This is a genomic window from Streptococcus cristatus, from assembly GCF_001588905.1.
Lineage (GTDB): Bacteria > Bacillota > Bacilli > Lactobacillales > Streptococcaceae > Streptococcus > Streptococcus cristatus_N.
Genome location: NZ_LAWH01000022.1, coordinates 1 through 26,430 on the forward strand (window position 1 = coordinate 1; position 26,430 = coordinate 26,430).

29 protein-coding genes are annotated in these 26,430 nt (G+C 44.0%); 28 read left to right on the forward strand and 1 reads right to left on the reverse strand.

Going from position 1 to position 26,430, the window contains the following annotated elements:
* Positions 1-105 precede the first annotated feature (105 nt).
* A complete protein-coding gene (locus tag A0765_RS09820) occupies positions 106-276 on the reverse strand; it encodes a DUF3042 family protein (RefSeq protein WP_005590510.1) in 171 nt (56 codons plus the stop codon).
* 82 nt (positions 277-358) lie between these two features.
* Between A0765_RS09820 and miaA the strand changes: the two genes are divergently transcribed.
* The 28 genes from miaA to A0765_RS04780 all read left to right on the forward strand — a co-directional run bounded on the left by miaA (position 359) and on the right by A0765_RS04780 (position 26,334).
* Positions 359-1,243: a tRNA (adenosine(37)-N6)-dimethylallyltransferase MiaA gene (miaA, locus tag A0765_RS04645; RefSeq protein WP_062004939.1), complete on the forward strand. Its 885-nt coding sequence runs from the start codon at positions 359-361 to the stop codon at positions 1,241-1,243.
* 31 nt (positions 1,244-1,274) lie between these two features.
* Complete coding sequence (gene hflX, locus A0765_RS04650) at positions 1,275-2,513, forward strand: GTPase HflX (RefSeq protein ID WP_062004941.1); 1,239 nt, start codon at positions 1,275-1,277, stop codon at positions 2,511-2,513.
* Entirely contained in the window at positions 2,506-3,129 is a 624-nt protein-coding gene (locus A0765_RS04655) for a hypothetical protein (protein ID WP_062004943.1), read from the forward strand. Before hflX ends, A0765_RS04655 begins: the two co-directional genes overlap by 8 nt.
* Before the next feature lie 10 nt (positions 3,130-3,139).
* Entirely contained in the window at positions 3,140-4,069 is a 930-nt protein-coding gene (gene rnz / locus A0765_RS04660; protein ID WP_062004945.1) for a ribonuclease Z, read from the forward strand.
* Positions 4,070-4,108: 39 nt separating this feature from the next.
* On the forward strand, positions 4,109-4,600 hold the full coding sequence (locus A0765_RS04665) for a DUF7832 domain-containing protein (protein WP_062004947.1): 492 nt from the start codon (positions 4,109-4,111) through the stop codon (positions 4,598-4,600).
* Between the two features lie 25 nt (positions 4,601-4,625).
* Positions 4,626-5,381 (forward strand): SDR family NAD(P)-dependent oxidoreductase, encoded by a 756-nt coding sequence (locus tag A0765_RS04670; protein WP_062004949.1) that lies wholly within the window; start codon positions 4,626-4,628, stop codon positions 5,379-5,381.
* Positions 5,382-5,387: 6 nt separating this feature from the next.
* A complete protein-coding gene (locus A0765_RS04675) occupies positions 5,388-6,098 on the forward strand; it encodes a class I SAM-dependent methyltransferase (RefSeq protein WP_062004951.1) in 711 nt (236 codons plus the stop codon).
* 39 nt (positions 6,099-6,137) lie between these two features.
* On the forward strand, positions 6,138-7,190 hold the full coding sequence (locus A0765_RS04680) for an acyltransferase family protein (protein WP_062004953.1): 1,053 nt from the start codon (positions 6,138-6,140) through the stop codon (positions 7,188-7,190).
* A 219-nt stretch (positions 7,191-7,409) separates the two neighbouring features.
* Positions 7,410-9,629 carry a single-stranded-DNA-specific exonuclease RecJ gene (recJ, locus tag A0765_RS04685; protein WP_062004955.1) on the forward strand — a complete coding sequence of 740 codons (2,220 nt, stop codon included), beginning with the start codon at positions 7,410-7,412 and terminating at the stop codon, positions 9,627-9,629.
* A 122-nt stretch (positions 9,630-9,751) separates the two neighbouring features.
* Entirely contained in the window at positions 9,752-10,264 is a 513-nt protein-coding gene (locus A0765_RS04690) for an adenine phosphoribosyltransferase (protein WP_062004957.1), read from the forward strand.
* Between the two features lie 100 nt (positions 10,265-10,364).
* On the forward strand, positions 10,365-11,306 hold the full coding sequence (metA, locus tag A0765_RS04695) for a homoserine O-acetyltransferase MetA (RefSeq protein WP_062004959.1): 942 nt from the start codon (positions 10,365-10,367) through the stop codon (positions 11,304-11,306).
* A 9-nt stretch (positions 11,307-11,315) separates the two neighbouring features.
* Positions 11,316-11,996: a DnaD domain-containing protein gene (locus A0765_RS04700; RefSeq protein WP_062004960.1), complete on the forward strand. Its 681-nt coding sequence runs from the start codon at positions 11,316-11,318 to the stop codon at positions 11,994-11,996.
* Between the two features lie 69 nt (positions 11,997-12,065).
* Positions 12,066-12,854: a glutathione-dependent disulfide-bond oxidoreductase gene (gene yghU / locus A0765_RS04705; RefSeq protein ID WP_048763245.1), complete on the forward strand. Its 789-nt coding sequence runs from the start codon at positions 12,066-12,068 to the stop codon at positions 12,852-12,854.
* Between the two features lie 119 nt (positions 12,855-12,973).
* Complete coding sequence (locus tag A0765_RS04710) at positions 12,974-13,663, forward strand: tRNA (adenine(22)-N(1))-methyltransferase (protein WP_062004989.1); 690 nt, start codon at positions 12,974-12,976, stop codon at positions 13,661-13,663.
* Complete coding sequence (locus A0765_RS04715) at positions 13,650-14,447, forward strand: Nif3-like dinuclear metal center hexameric protein (RefSeq protein ID WP_062004962.1); 798 nt, start codon at positions 13,650-13,652, stop codon at positions 14,445-14,447. The genes A0765_RS04710 and A0765_RS04715 overlap by 14 nt, the downstream gene beginning before the upstream one ends.
* An 11-nt stretch (positions 14,448-14,458) precedes the next feature.
* The gene (locus tag A0765_RS04720) at positions 14,459-15,577 is read left to right on the forward strand and encodes an NAD(P)/FAD-dependent oxidoreductase (RefSeq protein WP_062004964.1); all 1,119 of its coding nucleotides are present in this window, start codon (positions 14,459-14,461) and stop codon (positions 15,575-15,577) included.
* Positions 15,568-16,608 carry a hypothetical protein gene (locus A0765_RS04725; protein ID WP_062004966.1) on the forward strand — a complete coding sequence of 347 codons (1,041 nt, stop codon included), beginning with the start codon at positions 15,568-15,570 and terminating at the stop codon, positions 16,606-16,608. Before A0765_RS04720 ends, A0765_RS04725 begins: the two co-directional genes overlap by 10 nt.
* A gap of 109 nt (positions 16,609-16,717) precedes the next feature.
* Positions 16,718-17,188 carry an 8-oxo-dGTP diphosphatase gene (locus A0765_RS04730; RefSeq protein WP_062004968.1) on the forward strand — a complete coding sequence of 157 codons (471 nt, stop codon included), beginning with the start codon at positions 16,718-16,720 and terminating at the stop codon, positions 17,186-17,188.
* A gap of 176 nt (positions 17,189-17,364) precedes the next feature.
* Positions 17,365-18,234 (forward strand): glucose-1-phosphate thymidylyltransferase RfbA, encoded by an 870-nt coding sequence (gene rfbA / locus A0765_RS04735; RefSeq protein ID WP_062004970.1) that lies wholly within the window; start codon positions 17,365-17,367, stop codon positions 18,232-18,234.
* Positions 18,235-18,238: 4 nt separating this feature from the next.
* Complete coding sequence (locus tag A0765_RS04740) at positions 18,239-18,832, forward strand: dTDP-4-dehydrorhamnose 3,5-epimerase family protein (RefSeq protein WP_062004972.1); 594 nt, start codon at positions 18,239-18,241, stop codon at positions 18,830-18,832.
* Between the two features lie 240 nt (positions 18,833-19,072).
* Positions 19,073-20,119 (forward strand): dTDP-glucose 4,6-dehydratase, encoded by a 1,047-nt coding sequence (gene rfbB, locus A0765_RS04745; RefSeq protein ID WP_062004974.1) that lies wholly within the window; start codon positions 19,073-19,075, stop codon positions 20,117-20,119.
* A 201-nt stretch (positions 20,120-20,320) separates the two neighbouring features.
* Positions 20,321-20,920 carry a hypothetical protein gene (locus tag A0765_RS04750; protein ID WP_062004976.1) on the forward strand — a complete coding sequence of 200 codons (600 nt, stop codon included), beginning with the start codon at positions 20,321-20,323 and terminating at the stop codon, positions 20,918-20,920.
* A gap of 93 nt (positions 20,921-21,013) precedes the next feature.
* Positions 21,014-21,874 (forward strand): GNAT family N-acetyltransferase, encoded by an 861-nt coding sequence (locus A0765_RS04755; RefSeq protein ID WP_062004978.1) that lies wholly within the window; start codon positions 21,014-21,016, stop codon positions 21,872-21,874.
* A 200-nt stretch (positions 21,875-22,074) separates the two neighbouring features.
* Positions 22,075-23,205, forward strand: a complete 1,131-nt coding sequence (hemW, locus tag A0765_RS04760; protein WP_062004980.1) for a radical SAM family heme chaperone HemW — start codon at positions 22,075-22,077, stop codon at positions 23,203-23,205.
* A 3-nt stretch (positions 23,206-23,208) separates the two neighbouring features.
* Entirely contained in the window at positions 23,209-23,946 is a 738-nt protein-coding gene (locus A0765_RS04765) for an acyl-[acyl-carrier-protein] thioesterase (protein WP_062004982.1), read from the forward strand.
* Positions 23,947-23,956: 10 nt separating this feature from the next.
* On the forward strand, positions 23,957-24,727 hold the full coding sequence (locus A0765_RS04770; RefSeq protein ID WP_062004984.1) for a TIGR01457 family HAD-type hydrolase: 771 nt from the start codon (positions 23,957-23,959) through the stop codon (positions 24,725-24,727).
* Complete coding sequence (locus A0765_RS04775; protein ID WP_062004986.1) at positions 24,720-25,343, forward strand: TIGR01906 family membrane protein; 624 nt, start codon at positions 24,720-24,722, stop codon at positions 25,341-25,343. The genes A0765_RS04770 and A0765_RS04775 overlap by 8 nt, the downstream gene beginning before the upstream one ends.
* A 19-nt stretch (positions 25,344-25,362) precedes the next feature.
* Entirely contained in the window at positions 25,363-26,334 is a 972-nt protein-coding gene (locus A0765_RS04780) for a CPBP family intramembrane glutamic endopeptidase (RefSeq protein WP_062004987.1), read from the forward strand.
* Positions 26,335-26,430: the final 96 nt, after the last annotated feature.

A 26,430-nucleotide genomic window follows, 5' to 3' on the forward strand; every position in this document is an offset into this window, starting at 1 on the left:
ATCAGCTTTTACAGCCCTACTCAACTGTGCGGAGGTGGGACGACGAAATCGAATTCTAACGAATGACCGATTTTTTTCCCACTCTCTTTTGTAAAATGTGCAGGCTTAGTGTGCTACACGTTTGCGAGCGGCTTTCTTACGGTTTTCTTCGATGAAAGCTGCTTTTTGTTCCTCAGGTTCGATGACTTTTTTCTTAAAGGCATAGACTGCACCAGCAAGAGCAGCAACAGTACCTGCTACACCTGTAAGAACGCCTTTTCCAAATCCTTTAGCCATGTGATTTCTCCTTTTCTGAACTTTTATTATTTATGTTATAATTAATAGTAACGAAAAATCAAAATTTTTTCAAGGAAAAAAGATGAAAACCAAAATAATTGTGATAGTGGGGCCGACGGCGGTCGGAAAAACGGCTCTGAGTATCGAGGTAGCCAAGCGCTTCAATGGTCAAATCATCAGCGGTGACAGTCAGCAGGTCTATCGTGGCTTGGATATTGGCACGGCTAAGATTCGTCCTGAGGAGCAGGAGGGCATTCCCCATCATTTGCTGGATGTGCGGGAGATTGGAGAAAGCTATTCGGCCTATGATTTTGTGACCGAGGCGGCTCAGGCTATTCGCGAGATTGAGTCTCAAGGTCAGCTTCCCATCATATGCGGCGGTACGGGGCTCTACATCCAGAGCTTGCTCGAGGGCTATCATCTGGGAGGCTCCGTCTCTCATGAGGAGATTCTGGCCTATCGGGCGCAGCTGGATACTTGGTCAGATGAGGCTTTGTTTGGGAAAATAGCAGAGCTGGGTATCGAGATTCCACAGATAAATCGACGCAGAGCTATGAGGGCGCTTGAGATTGCTCAGTTAGGCGGTCAACTAGAAAATAATCAACCAGACTATGAAGCCCTGCTGATTTGCCTAGATGATGAACGAGAAAAACTTTATAAGCGAATCAATCTACGAGTGGATATGATGGTGGAAGACGGACTTTTAGAAGAAGCTCGCTGGCTGTTTGAGAAAGCTCCGACCAGTCAAGCCAGCAAGGGGATTGGCTACAAGGAACTTTTCCCCTACTTTGAAGGTCAGATAAGCCTAGAGGAAGCGGTGGACAAGCTCAAGCAGAACACCCGCCGTTTCGCCAAACGGCAACTGACTTGGTTTCGCAATCGGATGTCCGTGACCTTTTATCAGGTGGGAAATCCAGACTACAAAGTGCAGGTTATGGAAGACATCAGGAAATTTTTGGACAAATAACTGGCTCACCAAGTCTTAGTAAGGATATGAAATGATAGAAACAGAGAAAAAAATAGAGCGTGTCTTTTTGGTCGGTGTGGAACTACCAGACACGGAGAATTTTGACCTATCCATGGAGGAACTGCAAAGTCTGGCTAAGACGGCTGGAGCTGAGGTAGTCGGCTCCTATAGCCAAAAGCGGGAAAAGTATGACAGCAAGACCTTTGTCGGTTCTGGTAAGTTAGAAGAAATCCGACAGATGGTTGATGCCGAAGAGATTTCAACCGTCATCGTCAATAACCGTCTGACACCTCGCCAGAATGTCAATTTAGAGGAAAGTTTAGGAGTCAAGGTCATTGACCGTATGCAGCTGATTTTGGATATTTTTGCCATGAGGGCTAGGAGTCATGAGGGCAAGCTGCAGGTGCATCTGGCCCAGCTCAAGTACCTGCTGCCTCGCTTGGTTGGCCAGGGCATTATGCTTAGCCGTCAGGCAGGTGGCATTGGCTCTCGCGGACCTGGTGAAAGCCAGCTGGAGCTCAATCGACGCAGTGTACGCAATCAGATTCATGATATTGAGCGCCAGCTCAAGGCGGTTGAGAAAAATCGGGCAACCGTTCGTGAAAAGCGGCTAGAGTCCAGCATTTTCAAAATCGGTCTTATCGGTTATACCAATGCTGGAAAATCTACAATCATGAACTGCTTGACCAGTAAGAGCCAGTACGAGGCTGACGAACTCTTTGCGACGCTAGACGCCACGACCAAGAACATCAATCTCAGTGGTCAGCTCAATGTCACTCTGACGGACACAGTTGGCTTCATTCAGGATTTGCCGACGGAGCTGGTATCTAGTTTTAAATCCACGCTGGAAGAGAGTAAAAATGTTGATTTGTTGGTTCATGTCATTGATGCCAGCGAACCTCATCATGAGGAGCATGAAAAAACAGTCATCGACATCATGAAAGAGCTGGATATGCTGGATATTCCCCGGCTGACTCTCTATAACAAAGCGGACAAGGCTGAGGATTTCACTCCGACCCTGACTCCTTATTCTTTGATTTCGGCTAAGGCGGACAATAGCAGAGCTCTTTTGCAGCAAGTCCTGCTGGAGCGGATGAAAGAGCTATTCTTGCCTTTTACCATCAAGGTAGCTCCGGCTAAAGCTTACAAGATTCATGATTTAGAGAAAGTCGCGATTATGGGGAATCGAGAATACATAGACGATGTCGAAACCATTTCAGGCTGGATTGCCGAGAAAAACAAATGGAAGCTGGAAGAATTTTATGACTGATTATATTGACTTGGCCCTCAAATGCGGCGGTTTTACAAGCCTAGACAGGGTCTACTTAGAGCAAGTCTTAGCTGGCCTGACGGAAGAGCAGAAGAGAAGTTTTATCACTCCTCCGCCTAGCGTTATCAATGCTTACTTTGCTGAGCTTTATCAAAAGAAAAGTCCGGAAGCTGCGACAGCCTATTTTCTAGAAATTACGCAAGCGCTGGACTTATGGAATGCGGAGCCTAGCTTTGTAGAAAGCAAGCCTTTTGTCCGGCTCAATCTTTCTGGCAAGGCCTATGGATTTTGCTATGAGAGTGAGGAAGTCGGCTTGGTCTTCCCTGAAAACCCAGAGCCGGTAACAGCTGACTTGCTCTTTGAAATCGCGCAAGTCTTTCCACAGTATTTGGTCTACGAAGAAGCTGGGAGAATAAAAATGGCACCTCTCAAAGCTGACTCTCAAGTCGTGGAAAGTCAGGCTCTGACTGCTTTGACCGATTGGCAGCAGCTGGCGGATGGCAGCCAGAGAGTTCTGGGCTACAATCAAGATGAAGTCAGTCAGCTAGCTCAGTCCTATGCTGGCAAAAAGTATTATCACTCGCAGAATCGCTCTGCCATGATTTATATCATTTAGAAAGAAAAATATGCAATTACAATTTTTAGGAACCGGAGCCGGTCAGCCGTCCAAGGCTCGCAATGTTTCCAGTCTTGTCCTCAAGCTTTTGGAGGAAATCAATGAAGTCTGGATGTTTGATTGCGGCGAAGGTACCCAGAATCAAATCTTGGAAACCACCATCAAACCTCGTAAGATTTCAAAGATTTTCATTACGCACCTGCACGGTGATCACATTTTCGGTTTGCCTGGTTTCCTCTCTAGCCGAGCTTTTCAGGCCAATGAAGAGCAGACGGATTTGGAAATTTATGGGCCAGTCGGTATTAAAAGCTTTGTGATGACAAGCTTGCGCGTGTCTGGTTCTCGCCTGCCTTATCGGATTGATTTTCATGAGTTTGATGAAAACAGTCTGGGTAAGATTTTGGAGACGGACAAGTTCACTGTCTATGCGGATAAGCTAGACCACACGATTTTCTGTGTGGGTTATCGGGTGATGCAGAAAGATTTGGAAGGAACGCTGGATGCCGATAAGCTGCGCGAGGCGGGTGTTCCCTTTGGTCCTCTCTTTGGAAAAGTCAAAAATGGTCAGGACATCGTCCTAGAAGACGGCAGGAAGATTATTGCGGCTGATTATATCTCAGCTCCTCGCCCGGGTAAAACTATTACCATTTTGGGTGATACCAGAAAGACCGACTCAAGTGTTCGCTTGGCTGTGGCTGCGGATGTTCTGGTTCATGAAGCGACCTATGGCAAGGGAGATGAAAAGATGGCTCGCAAGCATGGCCATTCGACCAATATGCAGGCTGCGGAAGTGGCTAAGGAAGCCGGTGTCAAACGCCTCCTGCTCAATCATGTCAGCGCACGTTTCTTATCGAAAGACATTAGCCAAATGCGCCGCGATGCAAGTAGCGTCTTTGACAATGTCCATGTGGTCAAGGACTTGGAAGAAGTTGAGTTATAGTTTTCCAATTTAGGACAGTTTTGTTGAGAGGAAAATAAGATGGCAGTTGAAAATCGTTTATTCGATAAAGCTGATTGGTATTTTGAGGATGCATTAACCAACTATCTTTATAGTTACAACTCAAAAAACGAAGAATTGACAAAAGATGATTACCGAGAGATTCATCGTTGGGCTGCGAATCATATTGGCTTCTTCGTGACTTGGCTAATCCAGCATGACGCAAAGGAAATGATGTCTCCTGATGAAGAGACATCACTCCAAAGTGTCAAAGACGAGCAAACTTTGGGAGTGGATTATCTTTTAAACTGGTGCGATGGCAAATTGGGAACAATGGATGTCAAAAAGGATTTTCAGGCTTTTGTGAACGACTATTATGAACATCAGTATATGAAGGACTATTCTGAATTTGTAGTCAATGACTTGTACGACCTACCTTTGGAATTTTTAGGTAGCTGGGAGGATTATCATCTTTTTGCTCCAGTCATTGATCAAGCTTATGCTGACTATTTAGCTGGAAAAAGATTTCATTGATATTAACAACATGAAAGGCAGAACAATGCGTACCATCATTATTACAGGAGCTAGCGGTGGGTTGGCTCAGGAAATGGTTAAGCTCTTGCCCGACGACCGACTGATTTTGATTGGTCGGAGCAAGGCTAAGCTGGAAAAACTATATGGAGAAAGGGAAAATCTTGACCTAGTGGAGCTGGATATCGCAGATAGCTCAGCTTTGGAAAGTTTTGCTGAGCGGATTGACAGCCAATACAGCCGAGTCGATGTTCTAGTCAATAATGCTGGCTATGGGATTTTTGAAGAATTTGACAAAATCAGCTCAAGCGATATCGAGGCTATGTTTGAGGTCAACACCTTTGCCCTGATGAACCTGTCCCGTATCTTTGGAGCTCGCATGAAGCAGGCAGGTCAAGGACATATCGTCAATATCGTTAGTATGGCCGGCCTCATTGCAAGTAGCAAGTCAAGTCTTTACTCAGCGACCAAGTTTGCTGCTATTGGTTTTTCAAATGCTCTGCGTTTGGAACTCCTGCCTTTTGGGGTCTATGTCACGACGGTAAATCCCGGTCCTATCAAAACAGCCTTTTTCGATCAGGCAGATCCTGACGGTTCCTATGTGAAAGCAGTGGATAAATATATGCTTGAGCCAGACTTTGTAGCAGGCAAAATTGTCAGCTCCTTTGGTAAAAAGAAGCGGGAAATCAACCTGCCTGGTATTCTCAATCTAGCCCACAAGCTTTATACCCTTTTTCCAAGAATGGCCGACAAGATGGCAGCCAATATGTTTAACTATAAGTGAGGTTTCATGACAGCTAATCTACAAGCCTACAAGGCTCATCTGCAAGCACCTTGGGGCAAACTGCAGTATGATATTGTTTTTGCCTTTCTTAAATCGCTGAAGGGACAGAAAATTCTTGATTTCGGTAGCGGTTTTGGGATTGTGGCTGATTTTCTAGCGGAAAAGAACCAAGTGACCGCCATCGAGCCGAACTCAGAAATGATTGCCGAGCGCAAGCAGGACTTTTCCTATGAACAATTGCAAGGTAGCCTAGAAGTTCTGCAAACATTGCCAGACCAGTCTTTTGATGTCATCGTCTGTCATAATGTCTTAGAGTATGTGTCAGAACCGACCCTCTATTTGACAGAATTTTCTCGCCTCTTAAAAAAGGACGGCAAAATTTCTCTGGTCAAGCATCACGAGGTTGGGCGGATTATGCATACGGTGGTTTTTGAAAATGATCTAGAAAAGGCTCAGCAGCTTTTAGCGGGTCAGGAATATCAAACCCACAGCATGGGAGCTGCTAAGGTCTATCAGGTTTCGGAAGTGATTTCAGGTCTGCCTTTAGAAGTTGAGGATTATCAGGGAGTACGAATTTTTTACGGGCTGCAATCCAATGACTATAAAACGGCCCCTGACTGGGCTGAAAAGATGCTTGAAATGGAGCTGGCTGTCTGCAATCAATCACCTTATCGAGACATCGCTGCCTTTCAGCATGTTTGGCTGAGCAAGCACTAAATCTATTTATTAAACATAATCTTCCTAGGGAGAATATTTATGGCAGAAAGAAATGTCAGAGAGACGGAGCAGTCGGTCAACTACGCCATGCTCAGTTTGTTTCAGTACATGGCTTCAATTTTGGTAATCTTGGTGCATTGCCAGAGGCTTTTTGAGAATGAAATCCTGCATTTTACTCAGAAAAGTATGTTTGGTCGTATGGCAGTGCCCTTTTTCCTGATTTCATCAGCTTTTATGGTTAAATCTAGCTTGGCTAAGAAGCAGGAAATGAAGCTGTATATTAAGCGTGTTTTGAAGCAGTATCTTTTGTGGAGCGGGATTTATGTTCCTTATGCCTTGGCGTATTTTTGGACCCTGCCAGTTCAGAAGCATTATGCTCCTTTGGCCTTGTTGGCTGGGCTTTTGTATATCGGCTTATGTTATCAACTTTGGTACATTCCCGCCTTTCTCTTGGGCCTTTTACTTGTCCACTATGTTTATAGAAAATGGGATGCTAGAAAGACGGGGATTTTTTTACTCCTGCTTTATGTAATAGGCTCGATCGAGACATACTACGCTTATTTTTCAAATAGCTGGCTTACCCAGTCATTTGATGCCTATGCTAAAATTTTCTTCACCACCCGAAACGGCTTTTTTTATACTCCCATTTTTATTTACTTGGGCTATCTTCTTTATGATTATCGTCAGTCTAGCATTTTCAGAAAAGATTATGGGAAAAAGCTATTCTTGTCTGGCCTTCTTTTGCTGCTAGATGGGTGGATTGTCTTTATTCACCAAGGGATTGACAAAAACTTCTTTTTGGCTTTGCCCCTCTTTGCTTTATTTCTGGTGAATTGGATTTTGCGTACAAGAATTGGTCAAAACTGGCAGCTATATCACCTCAAAGAATTGAGTGTTTTATACTTCTTTTTGCATCCAATTTTTATAGAATCCTCTTTCTATCTGCTCCAAAAGACTGATTTTGCTAAGTGGCAGCAGGGAAGGATTGTCTTTTTGCTAACCTTGCTCTTGACTCATCTAAGCGCAGAAGTCATTTTATTGGCTCGGAAGCGTTTATTCTTAAAGCAAAGACTTACAAAGGGAACAGGATAGCGAAAGAAAGCTAGTAAGTCGGATCTGCTGATTGGAGAAGTTCTAGCTGGTAAGAGAAAATCCAGAAAAGTTGCCCTTGCTCAAATTTTAATCGAGTGAGGAAGTAAAACATAAAGTGATGGAACAGAAGAAATATTCCGTGTCTTTTTCTTCTGTTCTGTCGCTTTTTCATGTTATAATATTCAGACAAGATTGAACGGAGAAAGTGTTTCACTTATCATGATTAGCTCAAAATATGACTGGCAGTTTGCCACTAATTTTACAGATGAAAAATTTTTAAAAAAGGCTAAGAAAGCTGGGCTAGAACCCGCAGCTGCCAGTCTTCTTTATCAAAGAGGTGTGCAGACTGAAGAGGCCTTACAGAAATTTTTGGAGCCTAGTTTAGACCAGCTTCACGACCCTTATGATCTGCATGATATGGAGCGGGCAGTGGAGCGCATTCGTGCAGCGATTGAGAATTATGAGCAGATTCTGATCTATGGTGATTATGATGCGGACGGCATGACCTCGGCATCGATTATCAAGGAAGCCTTGGAGCAGCTGGGGGCTGAGTGTCAGGTCTATCTGCCCAATCGCTTTACGGACGGCTATGGTCCTAATAGCAGTGTTTACAAGTATTTTATTGAAAATCAAGGCATCTCGCTCATTATTACAGTAGATAATGGAGTGGCTGGCCTTGAAGCTATCGAGCTGGCTCAGTCTCTGGGCGTGGATGTCATCGTGACGGATCACCATTCCATGCCTGAGGAGCTGCCAAATGCCTATGCGATTGTCCATCCGGAACATAGCGGAGCGGATTACCCTTTCAAGCATCTGGCTGGCTGTGGGGTGGCTTTTAAGCTGGCAACAGCCTTGTTGGAAGAAGTACAAGTCGAACTTTTGGACTTAGTTGCCATTGGTACCATTGCCGATATGGTCAGTCTGACGGGGGAAAATCGGATCTTAGTAAAATACGGCCTTTCCGTCCTCAAAAATACCCAGCGAGTAGGACTTCAGGAACTCTTCAAAATCGCTGGCATTCAGCCAGACGAACTGGATGAAGAAACGGTTGGTTTCCAGCTTGCCCCCCGACTCAATGCACTGGGACGGCTGGATGATCCAAATCCAGCAGTTGAGCTTTTGACAGGCTTTGACGATGAAGAAGCTCGTGACATTGCTCTTATGATCAACCAGAAAAATGATGAGCGCAAGGAAATTGTTCAGCAGATTTATGAAGAGGCACAAACCATGCTGGACCCTAAGAGACCAGTGCAAGTGCTGGCTAAGGAAGGATGGAATCCTGGAGTGCTAGGGATTGTCGCTGGGCGCTTGCTGGAAGAGCTGCACCAGCCAGTCATAGTACTTAATATTGAGGATGGCATTGCTAAGGGCAGCGCCCGCAGTATTGAAGCGGTCAATATTTTTGAGGCCTTGGACAGTCACCGCGACCTCTTTCTAGCCTTTGGCGGCCATGCTGGAGCGGCTGGAATGACTCTTGAAGCAGACAAACTAGCAGAGCTATCTGATATCCTGACAGCCTATATCTTAGACAATAATTTGGATTTGACTGACAAAACAACTCTCTATTTAGACGAGGAGTTGCACCTGCCAGAACTGACCTTGGATACACTCAAAAGCTTCGAAAAACTGGCGCCTTTTGGCATGGACAATAAGAAGCCACTCTTTTACCTCAAGGACTTTAAAGTGGATAATGCTCGGACTATGGGGGCTGGCAATAGCCATCTCAAGCTGAAAATTTCTCAGGAAGCTGCATCTTTTGAAGTAGTAGCTTTTGGGCAAGGAAACCTGGCGACAGAGTTTGCCCAGACCAAGAATCTAGAGCTAGCTGTCAGCCTCTCTGTCAATAAATGGAACGGCCAGACCAGTCTCCAGCTCATGCTGGTAGATGCTCGTGTGGACGGCGTACAGCTTTTCAATATCCGCAGCAAAAATGCGACACTGCCTGACAAAGTTCCAGTCTTGCGTTTCACAGAGGAGTTGCCAGATTTGACAAATAGCAGAGCAGTTGTGGTTTATGACCTGCCCGATGACTTGCAGGATTTGAAGAAGATTCTTCAGTCTCAGGATTTCGAAGCGATTTACTTTAAGAATGAGATTGCCAAACCTTACTATCTGACCGGTTATGGTACTCGTGAGCAATTTGCTAAACTCTACAAGACCATCTACCAGTTCCCTGAGTTTGATGTTCGCTATAAACTTAAAGAGTTGGCGGCTTACCTGAAAATCGACCCGATTCTCTTGGTCAAAATGATTCAGATTTTTGAAGAGCTGGGCTTTGTCAGCATCACCGAAGGCGTCATGACGGTTAATAAGGAAGCTGAAAAGAAAGAAATTGACAGTAGTCATATTTACCAAGACCTCAAGCACCTGGTCAAAGAGCAAGAACTCATGGCTCTGGGCACTGTGCAGGAGATTTACGACTATCTCATGGATTGCTAGGGAAAAGGCTTTCTTGTTTTACAAATCTTTCATATCTAAAAAAATTTGAAAGACTGATAGAGCCTTTTTAAATAAAACATGGTATAATAGAGAGTAAAAAATTTTTTGAAAGAAAGAACATTATGAATTTAAAAGATTATATTGCAACCATTGAAAACTACCCAACGGAAGGTATTCTCTTCCGCGATATTAGCCCTTTGATGGCTGATGGAAATGCCTATAGCTACGCTGTACGTGAAATTGTACAGTATGCGACTGACAAGCAAATCGACATGATCGTCGGTCCAGAAGCGCGTGGCTTTATCGTAGGCTGTCCAGTTGCCTTTGAGTTGGGAATTGGCTTTGCCCCTGTTCGTAAGCCAGGTAAACTTCCTCGTGAAGTTATCTCAGCCGACTATGAAAAAGAGTATGGCGTAGATACTCTAACTATGCATGCGGATGCAATCAAACCTGGTCAACGCGTTCTGATTGTCGATGACCTTCTTGCAACTGGTGGAACAGTTAAGGCAACCATTGAAATGATTGAGCGCCTTGGCGGTGTTGTTGCTGGTTGTGCCTTCCTCATCGAGTTGGATGAGCTCAAAGGTCGTGAAGCAATTGGCGATTATGACTACAAGGTATTGATGCACTACTAAAGATATAGCTTATTACTATATCTAGTTAGAGAAAAAGTATAATTGAAAACTATATCTCCTTTGAGTATAATGAGTATATTAAACAAAAGGAGGTATTTTCATGCCTATCAAGATTGATAAGAAGCTTCCAGCAGTTGAAATTTTAAGCTCTGAGAATATCTTTGTCATGGATGATGACCGGGCAGACCACCAAGATATTCGCCCTCTGAATATTTTGGTACTCAATCTCATGCCCCAGAAAATGGTGACGGAAACTCAGATTTTGCGTCATTTGGCCAACACGCCCTTGCAGCTGACCATTGAGTTTCTTTATATGACTTCTCATACATCGAAGACCAGCCAAGCGGAGCACATGCAGACCTTTTACAAGACTTTTGATGAGGTCAAACATCGTTTCTTTGATGGCTTGATTATCACAGGAGCGCCAGTAGAGCATCTGCCTTTTGAGGCGGTGGACTATTGGGAGGAATTCCAGCAGGTGATTGAATGGTCCAAGACTCATGTCTTTTCGACTCTGCATATCTGCTGGGGGGCTCAAGCTGGTCTTTATGCCCGCTATGGCGTGGATAAGCACCAGATGGAAGAGAAACTCTCAGGTGTCTACGAGCAGTCGGCTCCAAGTAATAATCTGCTTTTTAGAGGCTTTGATGATGAATTTATCACGCCTCATTCAAGGCATACAGAGGTGCTGAAGGAAGACATTCTGAATCTGACCAATCTAGAAATTCTCTCTGAGGGAGAAAAGACTGGCTTGTCTGTTTTGGCGAGCCGAGACTTGCGAGAGGTGTATAGCTTTGGTCACATGGAATACGACCGTGATACCCTTGCCAAGGAGTATTTCCGTGACTTGGAAGCGGGCAAGGATCCTCATATTCCTGAGAATTACTTCAAGAATGATGATGTGAATGCGACACCTTGTCTGCGCTGGAGTTTGGCGGCAGCTCTCTTTTTCAGTAATTGGGTCAATTATGCAGTCTATCAAGAAACACCGTTTGATTGGCAAAGTCCAGAGAATGATGCATCCTTCTTTGCTTATTTATAAAGAGGTACTATGACTTATTTAGCAGCTTACAAAAATGGCAACTTGGTTCTTCCAAGTGCCCTCTTTTTGCATTTTAAAGACATTTTTGATTCCAGTGATGATTTTTTGGTCTGGCAGTTTTTCTATTTGCAGAATACCACCTCATTGGAGGAATTTGCGCCCAGTCAGATTGCGGAGCATATTGGCAAGACCTTGTCCGAGGTCAATCGTTCCATGTCCCATCTGACAGAAAAAGGCTTGCTCCAGTACAGAACCATTGAACTGAATGGGGAAATTGAAGCGATTTTTGATGCTTCACCAGCCTTAGAAAAGCTAGATGAGCTTTTGGAGACTTCTGATCCTACTGGGTCAAGGCCAGTGTCGGATGGTAACCTTCTTAAGGAACTGGTTGAAACCTTCCAGCAAGAATTGGGCCGTCTTTTGACTCCCTTTGAAATTGAGGATTTGACCAAGACCATTAAGGACGATCAAACCAATCCAGATTTGGTCAAGGCTGCCTTACGCGAAGCGGTTTTCAATGGCAAGCCTAATTGGAAATATATCCAGGCAATCTTGCGTAATTGGCGGCGGGAAGGTATTACAACCCAAGCTCAAGTAGAAGCCAAACGGGCGGAGCGTGAAGCAAGTAATCCACAGAATGTAACGGTTTCGGATGATTTCCTCAATGCCATGAATTTGTGGAAGGACTGAATTTACTAGATTAACAGTGGCCTGTTAGATACGACAGGCCCTTGATTTTATAAAAAAAAGGAGAAAAGTATGACCTATCAATTACCAAAAGTCTGGTCCGCTGCGGACAGCGACCAAGGAAAATTTTCAGGTATCAATCAGCCTACTGCGGGCGCGCGTTTTGAACAAAAGCTTCCTGTCGGTAAAGAGCCCTTTCAGCTTTATTCACTTGGTACTCCAAACGGGGTCAAGGTGACGATTATGCTGGAGGAACTACTGGCAGCAGGTGTGACAGAGGCGGCCTATGACCTCTATAAGATCAGCATCATGGATGGCGACCAGTTTGGCTCAGATTTTGTGAAAATCAATCCCAACTCCAAGATTCCGGCCTTGTTGGATCAGTCAGGTTATAAGCCGATTCGCGTCTTTGAATCAGCAAATATCCTGCTTTATCTGGCAGAGAAGTTTGGAAAGCTGATTCCGTCAGATTTGGCTGGTCGGACGGAGGTGCTCAACTGGCTCTTCTGGCAGACAGGCGCGGCGCCTTTCTTGGGAGGCGGATTTGGTCATTTCTTTAACTATGCACCAGAAAAGCTAGAATATCCTATTAACCGCTTTACGATGGAAGCCAAGCGGCAGCTGGATTTGTTAGACAAAGAATTGGCCAAGAAAGCTTATATCGCTGGAGATGACTATAGCATAGCAGATATTGCTATCTGGTCTTGGTATGGTCAGTTAGTGCAAGATAAGATCTATACTGGAGCAGCGGAGTTCTTGGATGTTGCATCTTACAAACATCTAGTTGCCTGGGCGGAGAAGATTGCGGCCCGTCCGGCAGTCCAGCGTGGTTTAGCTGCCGAGTATCAAGAAATCAAATAAAAAGTGACAAGTGGCGAGACAGAATCAGTTTATTAACAGGCTGATTTTTGTTCCGCTGCTTTTTTTATACCCTTAAAAATGATATACTGAGTAGAAGAATGTTTAGAAAAGAGTAAGCAATGCAAAAAAAGACGATTTCTCAACGCTTGGAGCGAGTAGCTGCTTTTGTGCCAGATGGGGCAAAGTTGCTGGATGTTGGGAGCGATCACGCCTATCTGCCTATTTACCTGATTCAGCAGGGACGGATTGAGAAGGCTCTGGCCGGTGAAGTGGTAGAGGGGCCTTTTCAGTCTGCCCAGAAAAATGTGGCAGAGCATGGGCTGACGGAGCAGATTGAGGTTCGCCTGGCCAATGGTCTAGCGGCTTTTGAAGTGGAAGATCAGATTGACACCATCGTCATCGCTGGCATGGGTGGTCGCTTGATTTCAGAGATTTTGGAAAATGGCAGAGCTAAGCTTGGATCTATTTCCCGCTTGGTTCTGCAGCCCAATAACCGAGAGGATGAGCTCCGCAGCTGGCTGGTATCTAACGGTTTTCGTTTGTTGGCTGAGGATATCTTAGAAGACGCTGGTAAGTTTTACGAAATCCTAGTGGCAGAAGCAGGCCAGCAAACTTTGACAGAGCAAGAAAAGCGCTTTGGGCCTTTTCTGATGAAGCAACAGTCACCTGCTTTTCAGTTAAGATGGCAGAGAGAACTGAAGAAATTCGAAGAAGCTTTAGCTCATATCCCAGAAAAGAATCAGCTAGAACGCTCTGCTATGTCCCAAAAAATCGAAAGTATCAAGGAGGTACTCCATGTTAGCAAGTGAAATCATCGCCCGTTATGAAGCCTATTGCCCGCAAGAACTGTCCATGGAGGGCGACATTTCAGGCCTGCAAATCGGGACCTTGGATAAAGAAGTAGCCAAGGTTCTAGTGGCGCTGGATATTCGTGAGCAGACAGTGGCGGAGGCTATTGAGGCAGGTGCTGGACTGATTATCGTTAAGCATGCGCCTATCTTTCGCCCGCTTAAGGACCTAGTGGCGGATAAGGCGCAAAATCAGATGATTCTAGACCTCATCAAGCATGATATTGCTGTTTATGTTAGCCATACCAATATTGATGTTGTGGAGGACGGGCTTAACGACTGGTTCTGCCAACTTCTTGAGATTGAGGAGACAAGTTTTCTCAGTCAGACGGAGCCAGATCACGGTATTGGCCGCGTGGGGAGGATTGCTCCTCAGACCTTTGGGGAATTTGCAGCTAAGGTTAAGGCAAGTTTTGGACTAGATAGTTTGCGTATGGTTATTTATGAAGAAGCGGATCTCGAACGCGTGATTGAGCGTGTGGCTATCTGTGGCGGCAGCGGTCAATCCTTCTATCCAGAGGCTATTGCCAAGGGAGCGCAGGTCTACATAACTGGTGATATTTACTATCACACTGCTCAGGAAATGCTGACAGAAGGGCTTTTGGCGTTGGATCCTGGACACCATATCGAGGTTCTTTTTACGGAAAAATTGAAAGAAAAGCTTGATACTTGGAAGGCAGAAGAAGGATGGGAGATTGAGATTCTGGCTAGTCAGGCTTGGACCAATCCTTTCCGACATATTTGAGAGGGAGCGATATGAAAAAAGTAGCAGTGATTGGAGCTGGGATTGTCGGCTCAACAGCGGCCTACTATCTGTCCAAATTCCCAGATGTGGAAGTGACTATCTTTGATGACGGCAAGGGGCAGGCAACCAAGGCAGCCGCTGGCATTATCAGTCCTTGGTTTTCCAAGCGTCGCAATAAGGCTTGGTATAGGATGGCGCGTCTGGGAGCTGATTTTTATCAGCACTTGATTGAGGATTTGAAAGCGGCTGGAATCCAGACAGACTTTTACCAACAGACAGGTGTTTATCTGCTGAAAAAGGATGAGAGCAAGCTGCAGGAGCTTTATGATTTGGCTGCTAATCGTCGGGAAGAGTCGCCGCTGATTGGGGAGTTGAGTCTTCTCAGCCGTCAGGAAACCCAGGAGAAATTTACAGACTTGCAAGGCTTTGAGCGGCTTCTCTATGCTTCCGGTGGTGCCCGTGTGGAGGGAGCACTCTTGACGGAAACGCTTCTGAAAGCCAGCAAGGCAGAGCTGGTTGAGAAAAAGGTAAGCTTGACAGTAGAAGGAGAGCAACTTCTGGTGGATGGTTGTAACTTTGATTGTGTTGTCTTGGCTGTGGGAGCTTGGCTGGGAGAAATCTTGCAGCCGCTGGGCTATGAGACAGATGTTCGGCCGCAAAAGGGACAGCTACGTGATTTTAGGCTGGCTGAGCAGACAGATGACTACCCTGTTGTTATGCCTGAGGGCGAGCTGGATATCATTCCCTTTTTGGCGGGCAAGGTCAGCGTTGGTGCCAGCCATGAAAATGATCAGGGCTTTGACTTGACGGTAGATAAGACAGTGCTGGATCAGATGCAGCAAGAAGCGGAAACTTATTTGCCAAGGCTGTCTAAAGCAGAGATTCTAGGCGAGCGCGTGGGAACGCGGGCATATACCAGCGACTTTTCTCCTTTCTTTGGCGCTGTGCCAGACTTGCCGCATGTTTACGCTGCCAGTGGATTAGGCTCTTCTGGTCTGACAACTGGTCCACTCATCGGACGCCAATTGGCTCAGATGGCTTTGGAAGAAGCGGGGCTGCTAGATCCAGCAGACTATCCTATTGAACGGTATGTGGAGAAGAAGATACTTAAGGAGAATAAATGTTTTTAATATTCCTCGTTTTACTTTTACTAGTAATATCAATCTCAATCTCAATCTCACTTATTCTACTTACTAGACACAAAAGTCGTTCTCAACATCCTCTTATTGCTCAAAATAATGGAAGAAATCAGGAACTAGCAAAGAATACAAAAAAGAAAATAGGTTTTGGTGTTTTGGGCTGTTTCCTATCTAGTATGGTGATCGTTTTTCTCATGGCTCTTGTCTCTACGTTTCTGAGTTCCATAGATATGTGGGGAATTTTTGTACGAGTGCCGAAATATGAAATGGTACGGGCTGTTCAGCGCTCTTATGAGAAGAGTGGTTTTGAAGGAACGGTCAGAGTTATAGATGCGAATAAAAACTATACCTCTTTTGCTGGTTATTTAATCAGTGCTGAGTATTCTGAGGAAATTGAGGGGAAAACGGTTAAGATCGGTGACCGAATTGAGTACTACACCTCTCGGGATGAGAAATATGGAAAAACGGATATTGACCTACAACTTGAAAAGGGAGACGCAATTTATCAAGTTTTTCCTAGTATCGCTTATACGGGACTAGAGCTGAGTCCGGGGTATAGTGAAACTTTAGAAACTGTAAAAGATAGCTTCACAAGAGCGAATGAGAAGAAACTATATCTAGAATCCCTTGATTTTATGATAGATAAGGATGCGCCAAATATTGATGCATACGAGGCTCTTATAAAAAAGAATCGGAAAGAAGGCCGGCCTTTGCAGGGCTTGTATCCAATCCCTATTTCTGACATGTTGGAAAAAGAGGCTCTTGCCATTGAAATGAAGGTAATTTTGAACGTGGAGCAAGACGATGGATCTATCATTGGTATTGGCCAAGACCAGAAGAATGATGATAAAATCAAGCAGATTTTACAAGAGCAGCTAGATTTAACGAAGCTACCAAATGCACGTTATCTTATGATCATTAGTGTCGGTAAACATAGCAAATATTCTGGATTTGGTAAATACGAAGTCATTGTTCAAAATCATCAGATCGTTCGATTTTCTATCCAAAATGAACAATATTAAGTTAGAATAATCTTTTTGGGAGCTTGCTTTTAATTACAGCTTGTTGTTGTATAAGCACCATGAACGCGGTTTTCCTAGAGTTACTAGTTCCATGTGGAGAAGGTTTGATATGACAGAAACTATTTTGAATTGGGTCAATATTTGTGTAAAAAGAGATGATGAAATCCTACTGCTCAATCGCCAGCATGATAACTTTAAAGGGTGGATACAACCAGGTGGGAAGGTGGAGTTTCCAGAATCTTTTTTTGAAGCTGCAAGGCGCGAATTAAAAGAAGAAACGGGACTGACTGCTCTAAACTTGGAATTGAAGGGAATTTCAGGCTTCACTAATCCGAGTAAAAAAGAACGGTATGTGTATTACGATTTTCTTTGTGCTGCCTTTGAGGGGCAAGTTAGGGGAAACGATCATGAAGGGGAGCCCAAATGGTGGAAGATTTCGGAACTTGACCAAATAGATATGCAGAACGACATACGTGAACGTTTGCCTCTCTACTGGAGGAAAGGCTCTTTCGAGCGGATTCATTACTGGAATGAGGAAAAACACTGTATCGGGGAAACCAAGACGATTCTGTATGATTGATTTCAGAGAATAAGGAGAAGTTATGGACTGGTTACGATCGCAGCCTGTGGTTATGCAGGCGTTCTTGGCTGGGCTTTTTACATGGGGTTGCACTATTATTTAAAGAGAGTGAAAAGGATGACATCCGCTTTCAAAAATGGTAAAATAAAGGGAATACATTAAGAGAGGAAACTCATATGAAAGGTATTATTCTTGCAGGTGGTTCTGGTACTCGTTTGTACCCATTGACCCGCGCTGCGTCAAAACAGCTCATGCCGGTTTATGACAAACCCATGATTTATTATCCATTGTCAACTCTTATGCTGGCTGGTATCAAGGACATCTTGATTATCTCCACTCCGACGGATCTGCCTCGTTTTGAGGATTTGCTGGGTGATGGCTCTGAATTTGGCATCAAGCTCTCTTATGCTGAGCAGCCAAGTCCTGACGGACTGGCACAAGCCTTTATCATTGGGGCTGATTTTATTGAAGATGACAATGTAGCGCTGATTCTTGGGGATAATATTTACCATGGACCTGGTTTGAGTAAAATGCTCCAAAATGCTGCTGCTAAGGAAAAAGGAGCAACTGTCTTTGGTTACCATGTCAAGGATCCAGAACGCTTTGGTGTCGTAGAATTTGATGAAGATATGAATGCTATCTCCATCGAAGAAAAACCAGAACAGCCGCGCTCTAACTATGCAGTGACAGGACTCTATTTCTACGATAACGATGTTGTAGAAATTGCCAAGAACATCAAGCCAAGTCCTCGCGGAGAATTAGAAATTACAGATGTTAACAAGGCTTACTTGGATCGTGGTGACTTGTCTGTTGAGCTCATGGGACGTGGTTTTGCTTGGTTGGATACAGGAACTCATGAAAGTCTCTTGGAGGCAGCACAATATATTGAAACGGTTCAGCGTATGCAGAACGTGCAAGTGGCAAATCTGGAAGAAATTGCCTATCGTATGGGCTATATCACTAAAGAGCAAGTGCACGAATTGGCACAGCCATTGAAAAAGAATGAATACGGCCACTATCTTTTGCGCTTGATTGGAGAAGAATAAGAAGATGACGGAACAATTTTTTGATAAGGAATTAACAGCGCGTGAGGTTCCCGGAATTCCTGGAATGCTGGAGTTTGATATCCCTGTTCGTGGGGACAATCGAGGCTGGTTTAAGGAAAATTTTCAAAAGGAAAAAATGCTGCCGCTAGGCTTCCCTGAAAGCTTCTTTGCAGAAGGAAAACTGCAAAATAATGTCAGCTTTTCTCGTAAAAATGTCCTGCGTGGGCTTCACGCTGAGCCTTGGGACAAATATATCTCTGTTGCAGATGACGGCAAAGTGCTGGGTTCTTGGGTAGACCTGCGTGAAGGTGAGACCTTTGGCAATACCTACCAGACAGTGATCGATGCCAGCAAGGGGATTTTTGTGCCACGTGGCGTAGCCAACGGCTTCCAAGTCCTTTCTGACACGGTTTCCTATAGCTATCTGGTGAATGACTATTGGGCTTTGGAACTCAAACCTAAGTATGCCTTTGTCAACTATGCAGACCCAGCTTTAGGCATCCAGTGGGAAAATCTAGAAGCAGCAGAAGTCTCAGAAGCAGACAAGAACCATCCATTACTCAAGGATGTCAAACCTCTAAGAAAAGAAGATTTGTAAGAAGATTTCTTTTCTGATTCATTAATTGATACTGAAATATATGATTTAGCTCAGCTCTAATCCGAGCGAAGCGAATTAAAGAAATGATTGCCGCTGTGGTGTAAGTCATGTAACAAATTGTTTAGTTTGTTACATGACAGGGGATTTTTGAGACATTAGGCTCAAAAATAAGCAATGAAACTGGAGGTTTGCTTGCGTCCCCACCACTTAAGACAATTATAAAAAAGTTAAGGAATAAAAATGACTGAATACAAAAAAATTATCGTGACAGGTGGAGCTGGTTTTATCGGTTCTAACTTCGTCCACTATGTTTACAATAACTTTCCAGATGTTCATGTGACAGTGCTGGACAAGCTGACTTACGCAGGTAATCGAGCTAATATTGAAGAAATTTTAGGCGACCGCGTTGAGTTAGTTGTTGGAGATATTGCTGATGCAGCCTTGGTAGATAAACTGGCAGCTGAAGCGGATGCTATCGTTCACTATGCGGCAGAAAGCCACAATGACAACTCGCTCAATGACCCGAGTCCATTTATCCATACCAACTTCATCGGAACTTACACACTCTTGGAAGCTGCTCGTAAATACGACATTCGTTTCCACCATGTGTCAACTGACGAAGTCTATGGGGACCTGCCTCTGCGTGAAGATTTACCAGGTCATGGAGAAGGTCCAGGTGAGAAATTTACGGCTGAAACCAAGTACAATCCAAGCTCACCTTACTCATCAACCAAGGCAGCTTCAGACTTGATTGTTAAAGCTTGGGTGCGCTCATTTGGCGTAAAAGCGACGATTTCTAACTGTTCAAACAACTATGGTCCTTACCAGCACATCGAGAAGTTCATTCCGCGCCAGATTACCAATATCCTGAGCGGTATCAAGCCAAAACTCTACGGTGAAGGCAAGAATGTCCGTGACTGGATTCATACTAATGACCATTCATCAGGCGTTTGGACGATTCTGACCAAGGGACAAATCGGTGAAACTTACTTGATTGGTGCTGACGGTGAAAAGAACAACAAGGAAGTGCTGGAGCTGATTCTCAAGGAAATGGGCCAGCCGGCTGATGCTTATGACCATGTGACAGACCGTGCCGGTCACGACCTCCGCTATGCTATTGATGCTAGCAAGCTCCGTGATGAGCTAGGTTGGAAGCCAGAATTCACCAACTTTGAAGCAGGTCTCAAAGAGACCATCAAGTGGTATACCGACAACCAAGACTGGTGGAAATCTGAAAAAGAAGCAGTCGAAGCTAACTATGCTAAGACGCAACAAGTGATTAAGTAAGAATAGAATATTTATGCTAAGCCCTGTTATACAGGCGATATGAGACGAAGAGACTGGGATTATTTGTCCCAGCCTTTTTCATAGGATTGTTAGTCTTTTAATCTCTTTGTTACAGAAAATAATGTAAAAATAGTGTAAAATGAGATAAATCCTTTCTGTGTTTTCAGCTAAGGAGATTTCTCAAAGTAAAGGAAGACAAAAATGAAATTGATCAAAAGATTGGTGGGAATTGTTTTGGTGCTGTTGCTTGCAGCAGTGCTATTTCTGGTTCCTTCTTCTATCAATCCAAATGAACAACTAAAAAATGTTCAAGCTAATACTTCGTGGGAAAGTATGATTGAGCCGACTTTGAACAATGCTAATGCAACAGCTCAGGGAGTCAGCACTGAGGTCTCTCTCAATAGTGTCCAGCTTAATCAGCTTCTCAAGTCTTCGCTGACTGAGTCTGAAAATCAGGAACTATTGAACAGTGCTTACAGTATTGAAGGCAATAAGCTGCGCATCCAGTATCCGGTTAAGCTGTTTTTTATTGATAGTAAGCTAGATCTAGAGGTAGATGTGACGGTGAAGGGGAGTGCCTTATACATCACAATCGATAATGCCAAGCTAGGCATCCTTCCTATCCCTAAATCTTTGGTGACTGGCATGCTGAAGCAGCAACTGCAGACCTCTAATTCGACTATCACGACGGAGGGAGATAGTTTCCTTCTACCTCTGCCGCAGAGTCCATTCAGCATTGACAAGATCAGCTTGCAGAATGGAGTTGCTAAAATCCAGATCAGTATGGGTTATAGCTTCTAAAAAAGAAAACTTCATTTGAGGGACAACCTGTCTTCCGAATCAAATGGAGTTTTTATACTATTATTTGAGAAATGTCATTGAGAGGGAGAAAAGATGCCGATTCCTAATATCCAGCAAGAGGAGCTGATAGCAATTGATGACAATCTGCGTTTGCGGGCCTATGATGGTCAGTTTGAGCTGGCCTTGGACTGGTACCAAGATCCAGATATGATTTATATGATTGACGGCAGTAGAGAGTCCTATCCGCCAAAGAAAGTTCAAAGGATGTATGAGTATCTTGCTAGGCAAGGTGAAGTGTATTTTATTGAGGTATGGGAGCGGGAGCGTTGGTTGCCCATTGGGGATGTGACCTTTTGGAAAGATGATTTGCCGATTGTCATTGGAAATGCTGCCTATCGTGGGAAAGGCATTGGTAAAAGAGTCCTTTCTGCTTTGATTCAGCGCGCACGCAATCTAGGCTATCAGAGAATATCAGTTCAAGAAATTTATGATTTTAATCAGTCCTCGCGCAGTTTGTTTGAGTCGCTTGGTTTCTATCTAACTCTTGCTAGGGAGAAAGGCAGGTCTTATGCACTTGATTTGGCTTTGCCCTTGACGCAGATTCAGCCCAGCCAGTTCTACCTTTCACAGGAAAAGCTGGACAGGATTAGCATTGATTTTTCCAAACAAGATCTTGAACCCTTGCCTGTCAAGCGCATGGATGGAAAAGTTTTCTTTACGGATGGACATAGCAGAGCCTTTAAGGCTTATCAAGCTGGCCTTTCTCATATCCCTATCTATTATGATAGGGACGAGCTTGACTGGGATTTTTATGGCTACTGCGTGCAGGCATGTGAGGAAAGAGGTATCTTTTCAATCGTTGATTTGCAGAACCACATCTTGTCCAAGGAAGCCTATCAGCTTAACTGGCTTGATTGGTGCAAAAGAGAAGTTAGAAAATTTGGCAAAGACTGATGTCAAGGTTGTTTTGCGAATCTTAAAGGAAATTATAAATCCCTTACAATGATGCCAGTCTGAACAAGCGCTCTAGTTTTCGTTCATTCTACAAAATCCATTTAAACTTTTATCTCGAGAAAGCCTTAGTGTCTTTCTTGAGTTTTTTATTCTATTTTTCAAGGGGGCTTTGTCGCTAATTTTATGCTATAATAAATACTATGCAAACTAAACCAACTTCTGCCTATGTGCATATTCCTTTTTGTACTCAGATTTGTTATTACTGCGATTTTTCCAAGGTTTTTATCAAAAATCAGCCGGTAGATAGTTATCTGGAGCATTTGATTGAGGAGTATGATTCTTACGACATCAAAAAGCTTCGTACCCTCTATATCGGTGGTGGGACTCCAACGGCTCTATCGGCGCCTCAGTTGGCTTTTTTGCTGGAAAAGCTGACGGACAAGCTGGACTTGTCTTATCTTGAGGAGCTGACCATTGAAGCCAATCCTGGGGACTTGGATGAGGAGAAGATTGCTGTACTTAAAGACTCGCCTGTCAATCGGGTTTCGCTGGGCGTGCAGACCTTTAACGACCGCATGCTCAAGCAGATTGGCCGCAGTCACTTGGAAAAGGACATCTACGAGAATATTGCCAATCTCAAAAAAGCAGGTTTTGACAATATCTCGATTGACTTGATTTATGCCCTGCCCAAGCAGACTATGGAAGATGTAAAAACCAATGTTGCCAAGGCTATTGCTCTGGATATTCCTCACATGAGTTTGTATAGCTTGATTTTGGAAAATCATACGGTCTTTATGAATCGGATGCGGCGCGGAAAGCTACCTCTGCCCAAGGAAGATTTGGAAGCAGAGATGTTTGAATACATTATAGCTGAGCTGGAAAAAGCAGGTTTTGAGCATTACGAGATTTCCAACTTTTCCAAGCCAGGCTTTGAGAGCCGCCACAATCTCATGTACTGGGATAATGCGGAATATTATGGTATTGGAGCTGGAGCGTCTGGCTATGTCAATGGCGTCCGCTATAAAAACCACGGTCCCATTCGTCATTATCTGCAGGCGGTGGAAGCGGGCAATGCCCGTGTGCAAGAAGAAGTGCTGACGCTGAAAGAAAAGATGGAAGAAGAGATGTTTCTAGGACTGCGCAAGAAGTCAGGTGTTTCTAAAAAGCGCTTCGAGCAAAAATTCGGTCTTTCCTTTGAAGATCAGTACGGTGCTGTTGTGGCTGAGCTGACTGAGCAGGGCTTGCTAGTGCCAGACAAAGACATCGTGCGCATGACTAAGAAGGGCCTCTTTTTGGGCGATACGGTTGCTGAGAAATTTATATTGGAGTAAATCATGGGCTTAACTTATCAAATGAAAATGAAAATTCCCTTTGATATGGCGGATATGAATGGCCATATCAAGCTGCCAGATGTCATCTTGCTGTCCTTGCAGGTGTCAGGCATGCAGTCGATTGAGCTCGGCGTCAGTGACAAGGACATGCTGGATCAGTATAATCTAGTCTGGATTATTACGGACTACGATATTGATGTAACACGACTGCCACGATTTGCAGAGGAAATCACCATTGAGACAGAAGCATTGACTTACAATCGGCTCTTTTGCTACCGGCGCTTCACGATTTTTGATGAGGCGGGTGAAGCCATTATCCAAATGATGGCGACCTTTGTCCTTATGGATAGAGATAGCCGCAAGGTTCACGCTGTCGAGCCTGAAATTGTTGCACCTTACCAGTCTGACTTTTCTAAGAAATTGCTGCGTGGTCCCAAGTATCCAAACTTGGAAAATCCTGTCAGCAAGGACTACCATGTGCGTTTTTACGACTTGGATATGAACGGTCATGTCAACAATAGCAAGTACCTGGACTGGATTTTTGAGGTTATGGGCGCAGATTTCCTTACCCAGCATATTCCTCAGAAAATCAACCTGAAGTATGTCAAGGAAGTCCGACCGGGCGGGATGATTGCTTCTAGCTATGAACTAGACGGTCTGCAGAGCACGCACCAGATTTCTAGTGATGGCGATGTCAATGCTCAGGCTATAATCACTTGGCAAGAGATTGAAAAAGATTAGAAAGTAATATATGACTTATAAAGGATATTTGATTGATTTAGATGGGACGATTTATAAGGGAAAGAGTCGGATTCCGGCTGGTGAAGCTTTTGTACACGAGCTGCAGAAGCGGAAGATTCCCTATCTTTTCGTGACCAATAACACTACGCGCACGCCAGAAATGGTTCAAACTATGCTAGCTGAGAATTTCAACATTGGGACGCCGCTTGAGACTATTTACACAGCAACTTTAGCGACTATTGACTATATGCAGGAGAAAAATCTGGGCAAGAAAGTCTATGTCATTGGTGATGTCGGACTTAAACAGGCCATTGAAGAGGCTGGCTATATAGAAGATACAGAAAATCCTGACTATGTGGTAGTGGGGCTGGACTGGGAAGTGGACTATGAGAAGCTGACAATAGCGACTTTGGCTATTCAAAAAGGCGCTCACTTTATCGGGACCAATCCTGATCTCAATATTCCGACCGAGCGAGGTCTGCAGCCAGGAGCGGGTGCTATTAACGCCCTCTTGGAAGCAGCCACTCGGGTTGAGCCGACCTTTATCGGCAAGCCAAACGCCATCATCATGGAAAAAGCAATGGAGCATCTAGGGATGGCGCGTGAGGATGTGGTCATGGTGGGGGATAACTACCTGACAGATATTCGAGCGGGAATCGACAATGGCATTCCGACCCTCTTGGTTACGACAGGCTTTACCCTGCCAGAAGAGGTACCAAATCTGCCGATCCAACCGACGCATGTATTGTCTAGTCTAGCGGAGTGGGACTTTGATGCGTGATAAGTTAAGATTTTCAGCCAGCGTTTTGTGCTTGCTGGCAGCAGCTATCTTGCTGACTATTTATCTGGCTTGGCTGTTTTATCCGCTGGAAATTTCCTATTTCGCTTTGCCCGATAAGGTTCATTTGAAAGCAGAGACCATCCAGTTTAATTTCAACATTTTGCTGAATTACTTGACCAATCCTTTTAGTCAGAAGTTGGCGATGCCTGATTTTCACTCGTCGGCAGCCGGCCTGCATCATTTTCAGGCAGTCAAGTATCTCTTCCACTTGGCGCAGGCTGTCTTTCTGCTAACCTTTCCGTCTTTGATTTTCTTTATCAAAAAAGTGGTCAAAAAAGAAGTTCTAGCTCTTTATCAAAGAAATTTGTTTATCTTGAGCGTATTGCCCTTTGTCATGATTTGCTTGGCTGGTTTGATTGGTTTTAACAATTTTTTTACGCTCTTTCATCAAGTGCTTTTTGTGGGAGATAATACATGGTTGTTTGATCCAGCCAAGGATCCAGTCATCTGGATTTTGCCAGAAGAATTTTTCATGCACGCCTTTATTCTTTTTGCTCTTCTTTATGAAGGAATCTTTTTAAGTTTGTATTTTTTAAGTAGAAAGACTCGTAGCTAATAATAACAAAGGAGATTTTATGAATACGTTACCTGAGCCTTTAAATCCCAAGAAAGATCTGGGGAGATTTTCAGCAAGCTGCTTCACTTATTCTATCGTGATGCTAGTGGTTGTAATACTTTATACTGTCTTTTCCTATTTCTTTGTTCTTTTTCAGCAGGGCTTTGATATAGGTAAGACTGAGGAATTTGTGAAAAGTTTTATGGATAAAGATGGCGGTTCCTACATTATCGCTTCTTGTGTGGGAGTGCTTATTTTCACGATTTTCAGGGGCAAGCAGCTTTTCACGCGAGATTTGCGCAAGAAAAGTAAGAAAATGACTCCTAAGGTCTTCTTCTTCATGATTTGCTTCTTGTTTTTCTCTCAGCTGTTTAGTACTGTGACAAGTCAAATCATGAATGCTATTTTGTCTCTCTTTGGTTTGGATCTTTCTGAGATTTTATCACAGGATTTTAGCTCTCATTCCATCACCATGTTTATCTATACCACCATCATGGCACCGATTACGGAGGAGATTATTTTTCGGGGAGCAGGCTTGCGGGCTTTGGAAAAACACGGAAAAGTTTTTGCCATTGTCATGACGGCTCTTCTTTTCGGACTGTTTCATGAAAATCTCTATCAGGTGTATTTTGCAGCTCTGATTGGTCTGGGATTTGGTTACATCGCTTTTGAATATTCTATTTTCTGGGTGATCTTCTTCCATATTTTCAATAATTTGGTCATCGCAGAGGGGCTTGATTTCCTGACCAACTATATTCCAGAAAGTATCGTGAATCTCATAAATTATGGATTGATGACTGCAGGAACAACCGTAGTATTGATTGTACTTATCCTAAATAGGTCAAAAATTAAAGCTTATATTGCTGAAAATAGATCTCAGCCGGGAACATATAAGCAAGCTCTTAAATCAGTTTGGTTCTGGGTATTTTCAATCTTATGTGTGCTTGCTGCCTTTTTACCGATCCTTCTTGTCTATATCACTACAAGATAATAAAGGAATTGAGAGTGGGACAGAAACCGGTAATTCGTTAGAATTCGATTTCGTCGTCCCACCTCCGCACAGTTGAGTAGGGCTGTAAAAGCTGAT

Excerpts from the sequence above, each read along its gene's own strand:
- A0765_RS04665 (WP_062004947.1), top strand. The coding sequence starts at position 4,109 with ATGGCAGTTGAAAATCGTTTATTCGATAAAGCTGATTGGTATTTTGAG.
- A0765_RS04675 (WP_062004951.1), top strand. The coding sequence starts at position 5,388 with ATGACAGCTAATCTACAAGCCTACAAGGCTCATCTGCAAGCACCTTGG.
- A0765_RS04670 (WP_062004949.1), top strand. The coding sequence starts at position 4,626 with ATGCGTACCATCATTATTACAGGAGCTAGCGGTGGGTTGGCTCAGGAA.
- hemW (WP_062004980.1), top strand. The coding sequence starts at position 22,075 with ATGCAAACTAAACCAACTTCTGCCTATGTGCATATTCCTTTTTGTACT.
- A0765_RS04725 (WP_062004966.1), top strand. The coding sequence starts at position 15,568 with ATGTTTTTAATATTCCTCGTTTTACTTTTACTAGTAATATCAATCTCA.
- A0765_RS04750 (WP_062004976.1), top strand. The coding sequence starts at position 20,321 with ATGAAATTGATCAAAAGATTGGTGGGAATTGTTTTGGTGCTGTTGCTT.
- hflX (WP_062004941.1), top strand. The coding sequence starts at position 1,275 with ATGATAGAAACAGAGAAAAAAATAGAGCGTGTCTTTTTGGTCGGTGTG.
- A0765_RS04765 (WP_062004982.1), top strand. The coding sequence starts at position 23,209 with ATGGGCTTAACTTATCAAATGAAAATGAAAATTCCCTTTGATATGGCG.
- A0765_RS04720 (WP_062004964.1), top strand. The coding sequence starts at position 14,459 with ATGAAAAAAGTAGCAGTGATTGGAGCTGGGATTGTCGGCTCAACAGCG.
- recJ (WP_062004955.1), top strand. The coding sequence starts at position 7,410 with ATGATTAGCTCAAAATATGACTGGCAGTTTGCCACTAATTTTACAGAT.
- rnz (WP_062004945.1), top strand. The coding sequence starts at position 3,140 with ATGCAATTACAATTTTTAGGAACCGGAGCCGGTCAGCCGTCCAAGGCT.
- miaA (WP_062004939.1), top strand. The coding sequence starts at position 359 with ATGAAAACCAAAATAATTGTGATAGTGGGGCCGACGGCGGTCGGAAAA.
- A0765_RS04700 (WP_062004960.1), top strand. The coding sequence starts at position 11,316 with ATGACTTATTTAGCAGCTTACAAAAATGGCAACTTGGTTCTTCCAAGT.
- A0765_RS04730 (WP_062004968.1), top strand. The coding sequence starts at position 16,718 with ATGACAGAAACTATTTTGAATTGGGTCAATATTTGTGTAAAAAGAGAT.
- A0765_RS04740 (WP_062004972.1), top strand. The coding sequence starts at position 18,239 with ATGACGGAACAATTTTTTGATAAGGAATTAACAGCGCGTGAGGTTCCC.
- rfbB (WP_062004974.1), top strand. The coding sequence starts at position 19,073 with ATGACTGAATACAAAAAAATTATCGTGACAGGTGGAGCTGGTTTTATC.
- yghU (WP_048763245.1), top strand. The coding sequence starts at position 12,066 with ATGACCTATCAATTACCAAAAGTCTGGTCCGCTGCGGACAGCGACCAA.
- A0765_RS04770 (WP_062004984.1), top strand. The coding sequence starts at position 23,957 with ATGACTTATAAAGGATATTTGATTGATTTAGATGGGACGATTTATAAG.
- metA (WP_062004959.1), top strand. The coding sequence starts at position 10,365 with ATGCCTATCAAGATTGATAAGAAGCTTCCAGCAGTTGAAATTTTAAGC.
- A0765_RS04755 (WP_062004978.1), top strand. The coding sequence starts at position 21,014 with ATGCCGATTCCTAATATCCAGCAAGAGGAGCTGATAGCAATTGATGAC.
- rfbA (WP_062004970.1), top strand. The coding sequence starts at position 17,365 with ATGAAAGGTATTATTCTTGCAGGTGGTTCTGGTACTCGTTTGTACCCA.
- A0765_RS04710 (WP_062004989.1), top strand. The coding sequence starts at position 12,974 with ATGCAAAAAAAGACGATTTCTCAACGCTTGGAGCGAGTAGCTGCTTTT.
- A0765_RS04780 (WP_062004987.1), top strand. The coding sequence starts at position 25,363 with ATGAATACGTTACCTGAGCCTTTAAATCCCAAGAAAGATCTGGGGAGA.
- A0765_RS09820 (WP_005590510.1), bottom strand. The coding sequence starts at position 276 with ATGGCTAAAGGATTTGGAAAAGGCGTTCTTACAGGTGTAGCAGGTACT.
- A0765_RS04775 (WP_062004986.1), top strand. The coding sequence starts at position 24,720 with ATGCGTGATAAGTTAAGATTTTCAGCCAGCGTTTTGTGCTTGCTGGCA.
- A0765_RS04655 (WP_062004943.1), top strand. The coding sequence starts at position 2,506 with ATGACTGATTATATTGACTTGGCCCTCAAATGCGGCGGTTTTACAAGC.
- A0765_RS04690 (WP_062004957.1), top strand. The coding sequence starts at position 9,752 with ATGAATTTAAAAGATTATATTGCAACCATTGAAAACTACCCAACGGAA.
- A0765_RS04715 (WP_062004962.1), top strand. The coding sequence starts at position 13,650 with ATGTTAGCAAGTGAAATCATCGCCCGTTATGAAGCCTATTGCCCGCAA.
- A0765_RS04680 (WP_062004953.1), top strand. The coding sequence starts at position 6,138 with ATGGCAGAAAGAAATGTCAGAGAGACGGAGCAGTCGGTCAACTACGCC.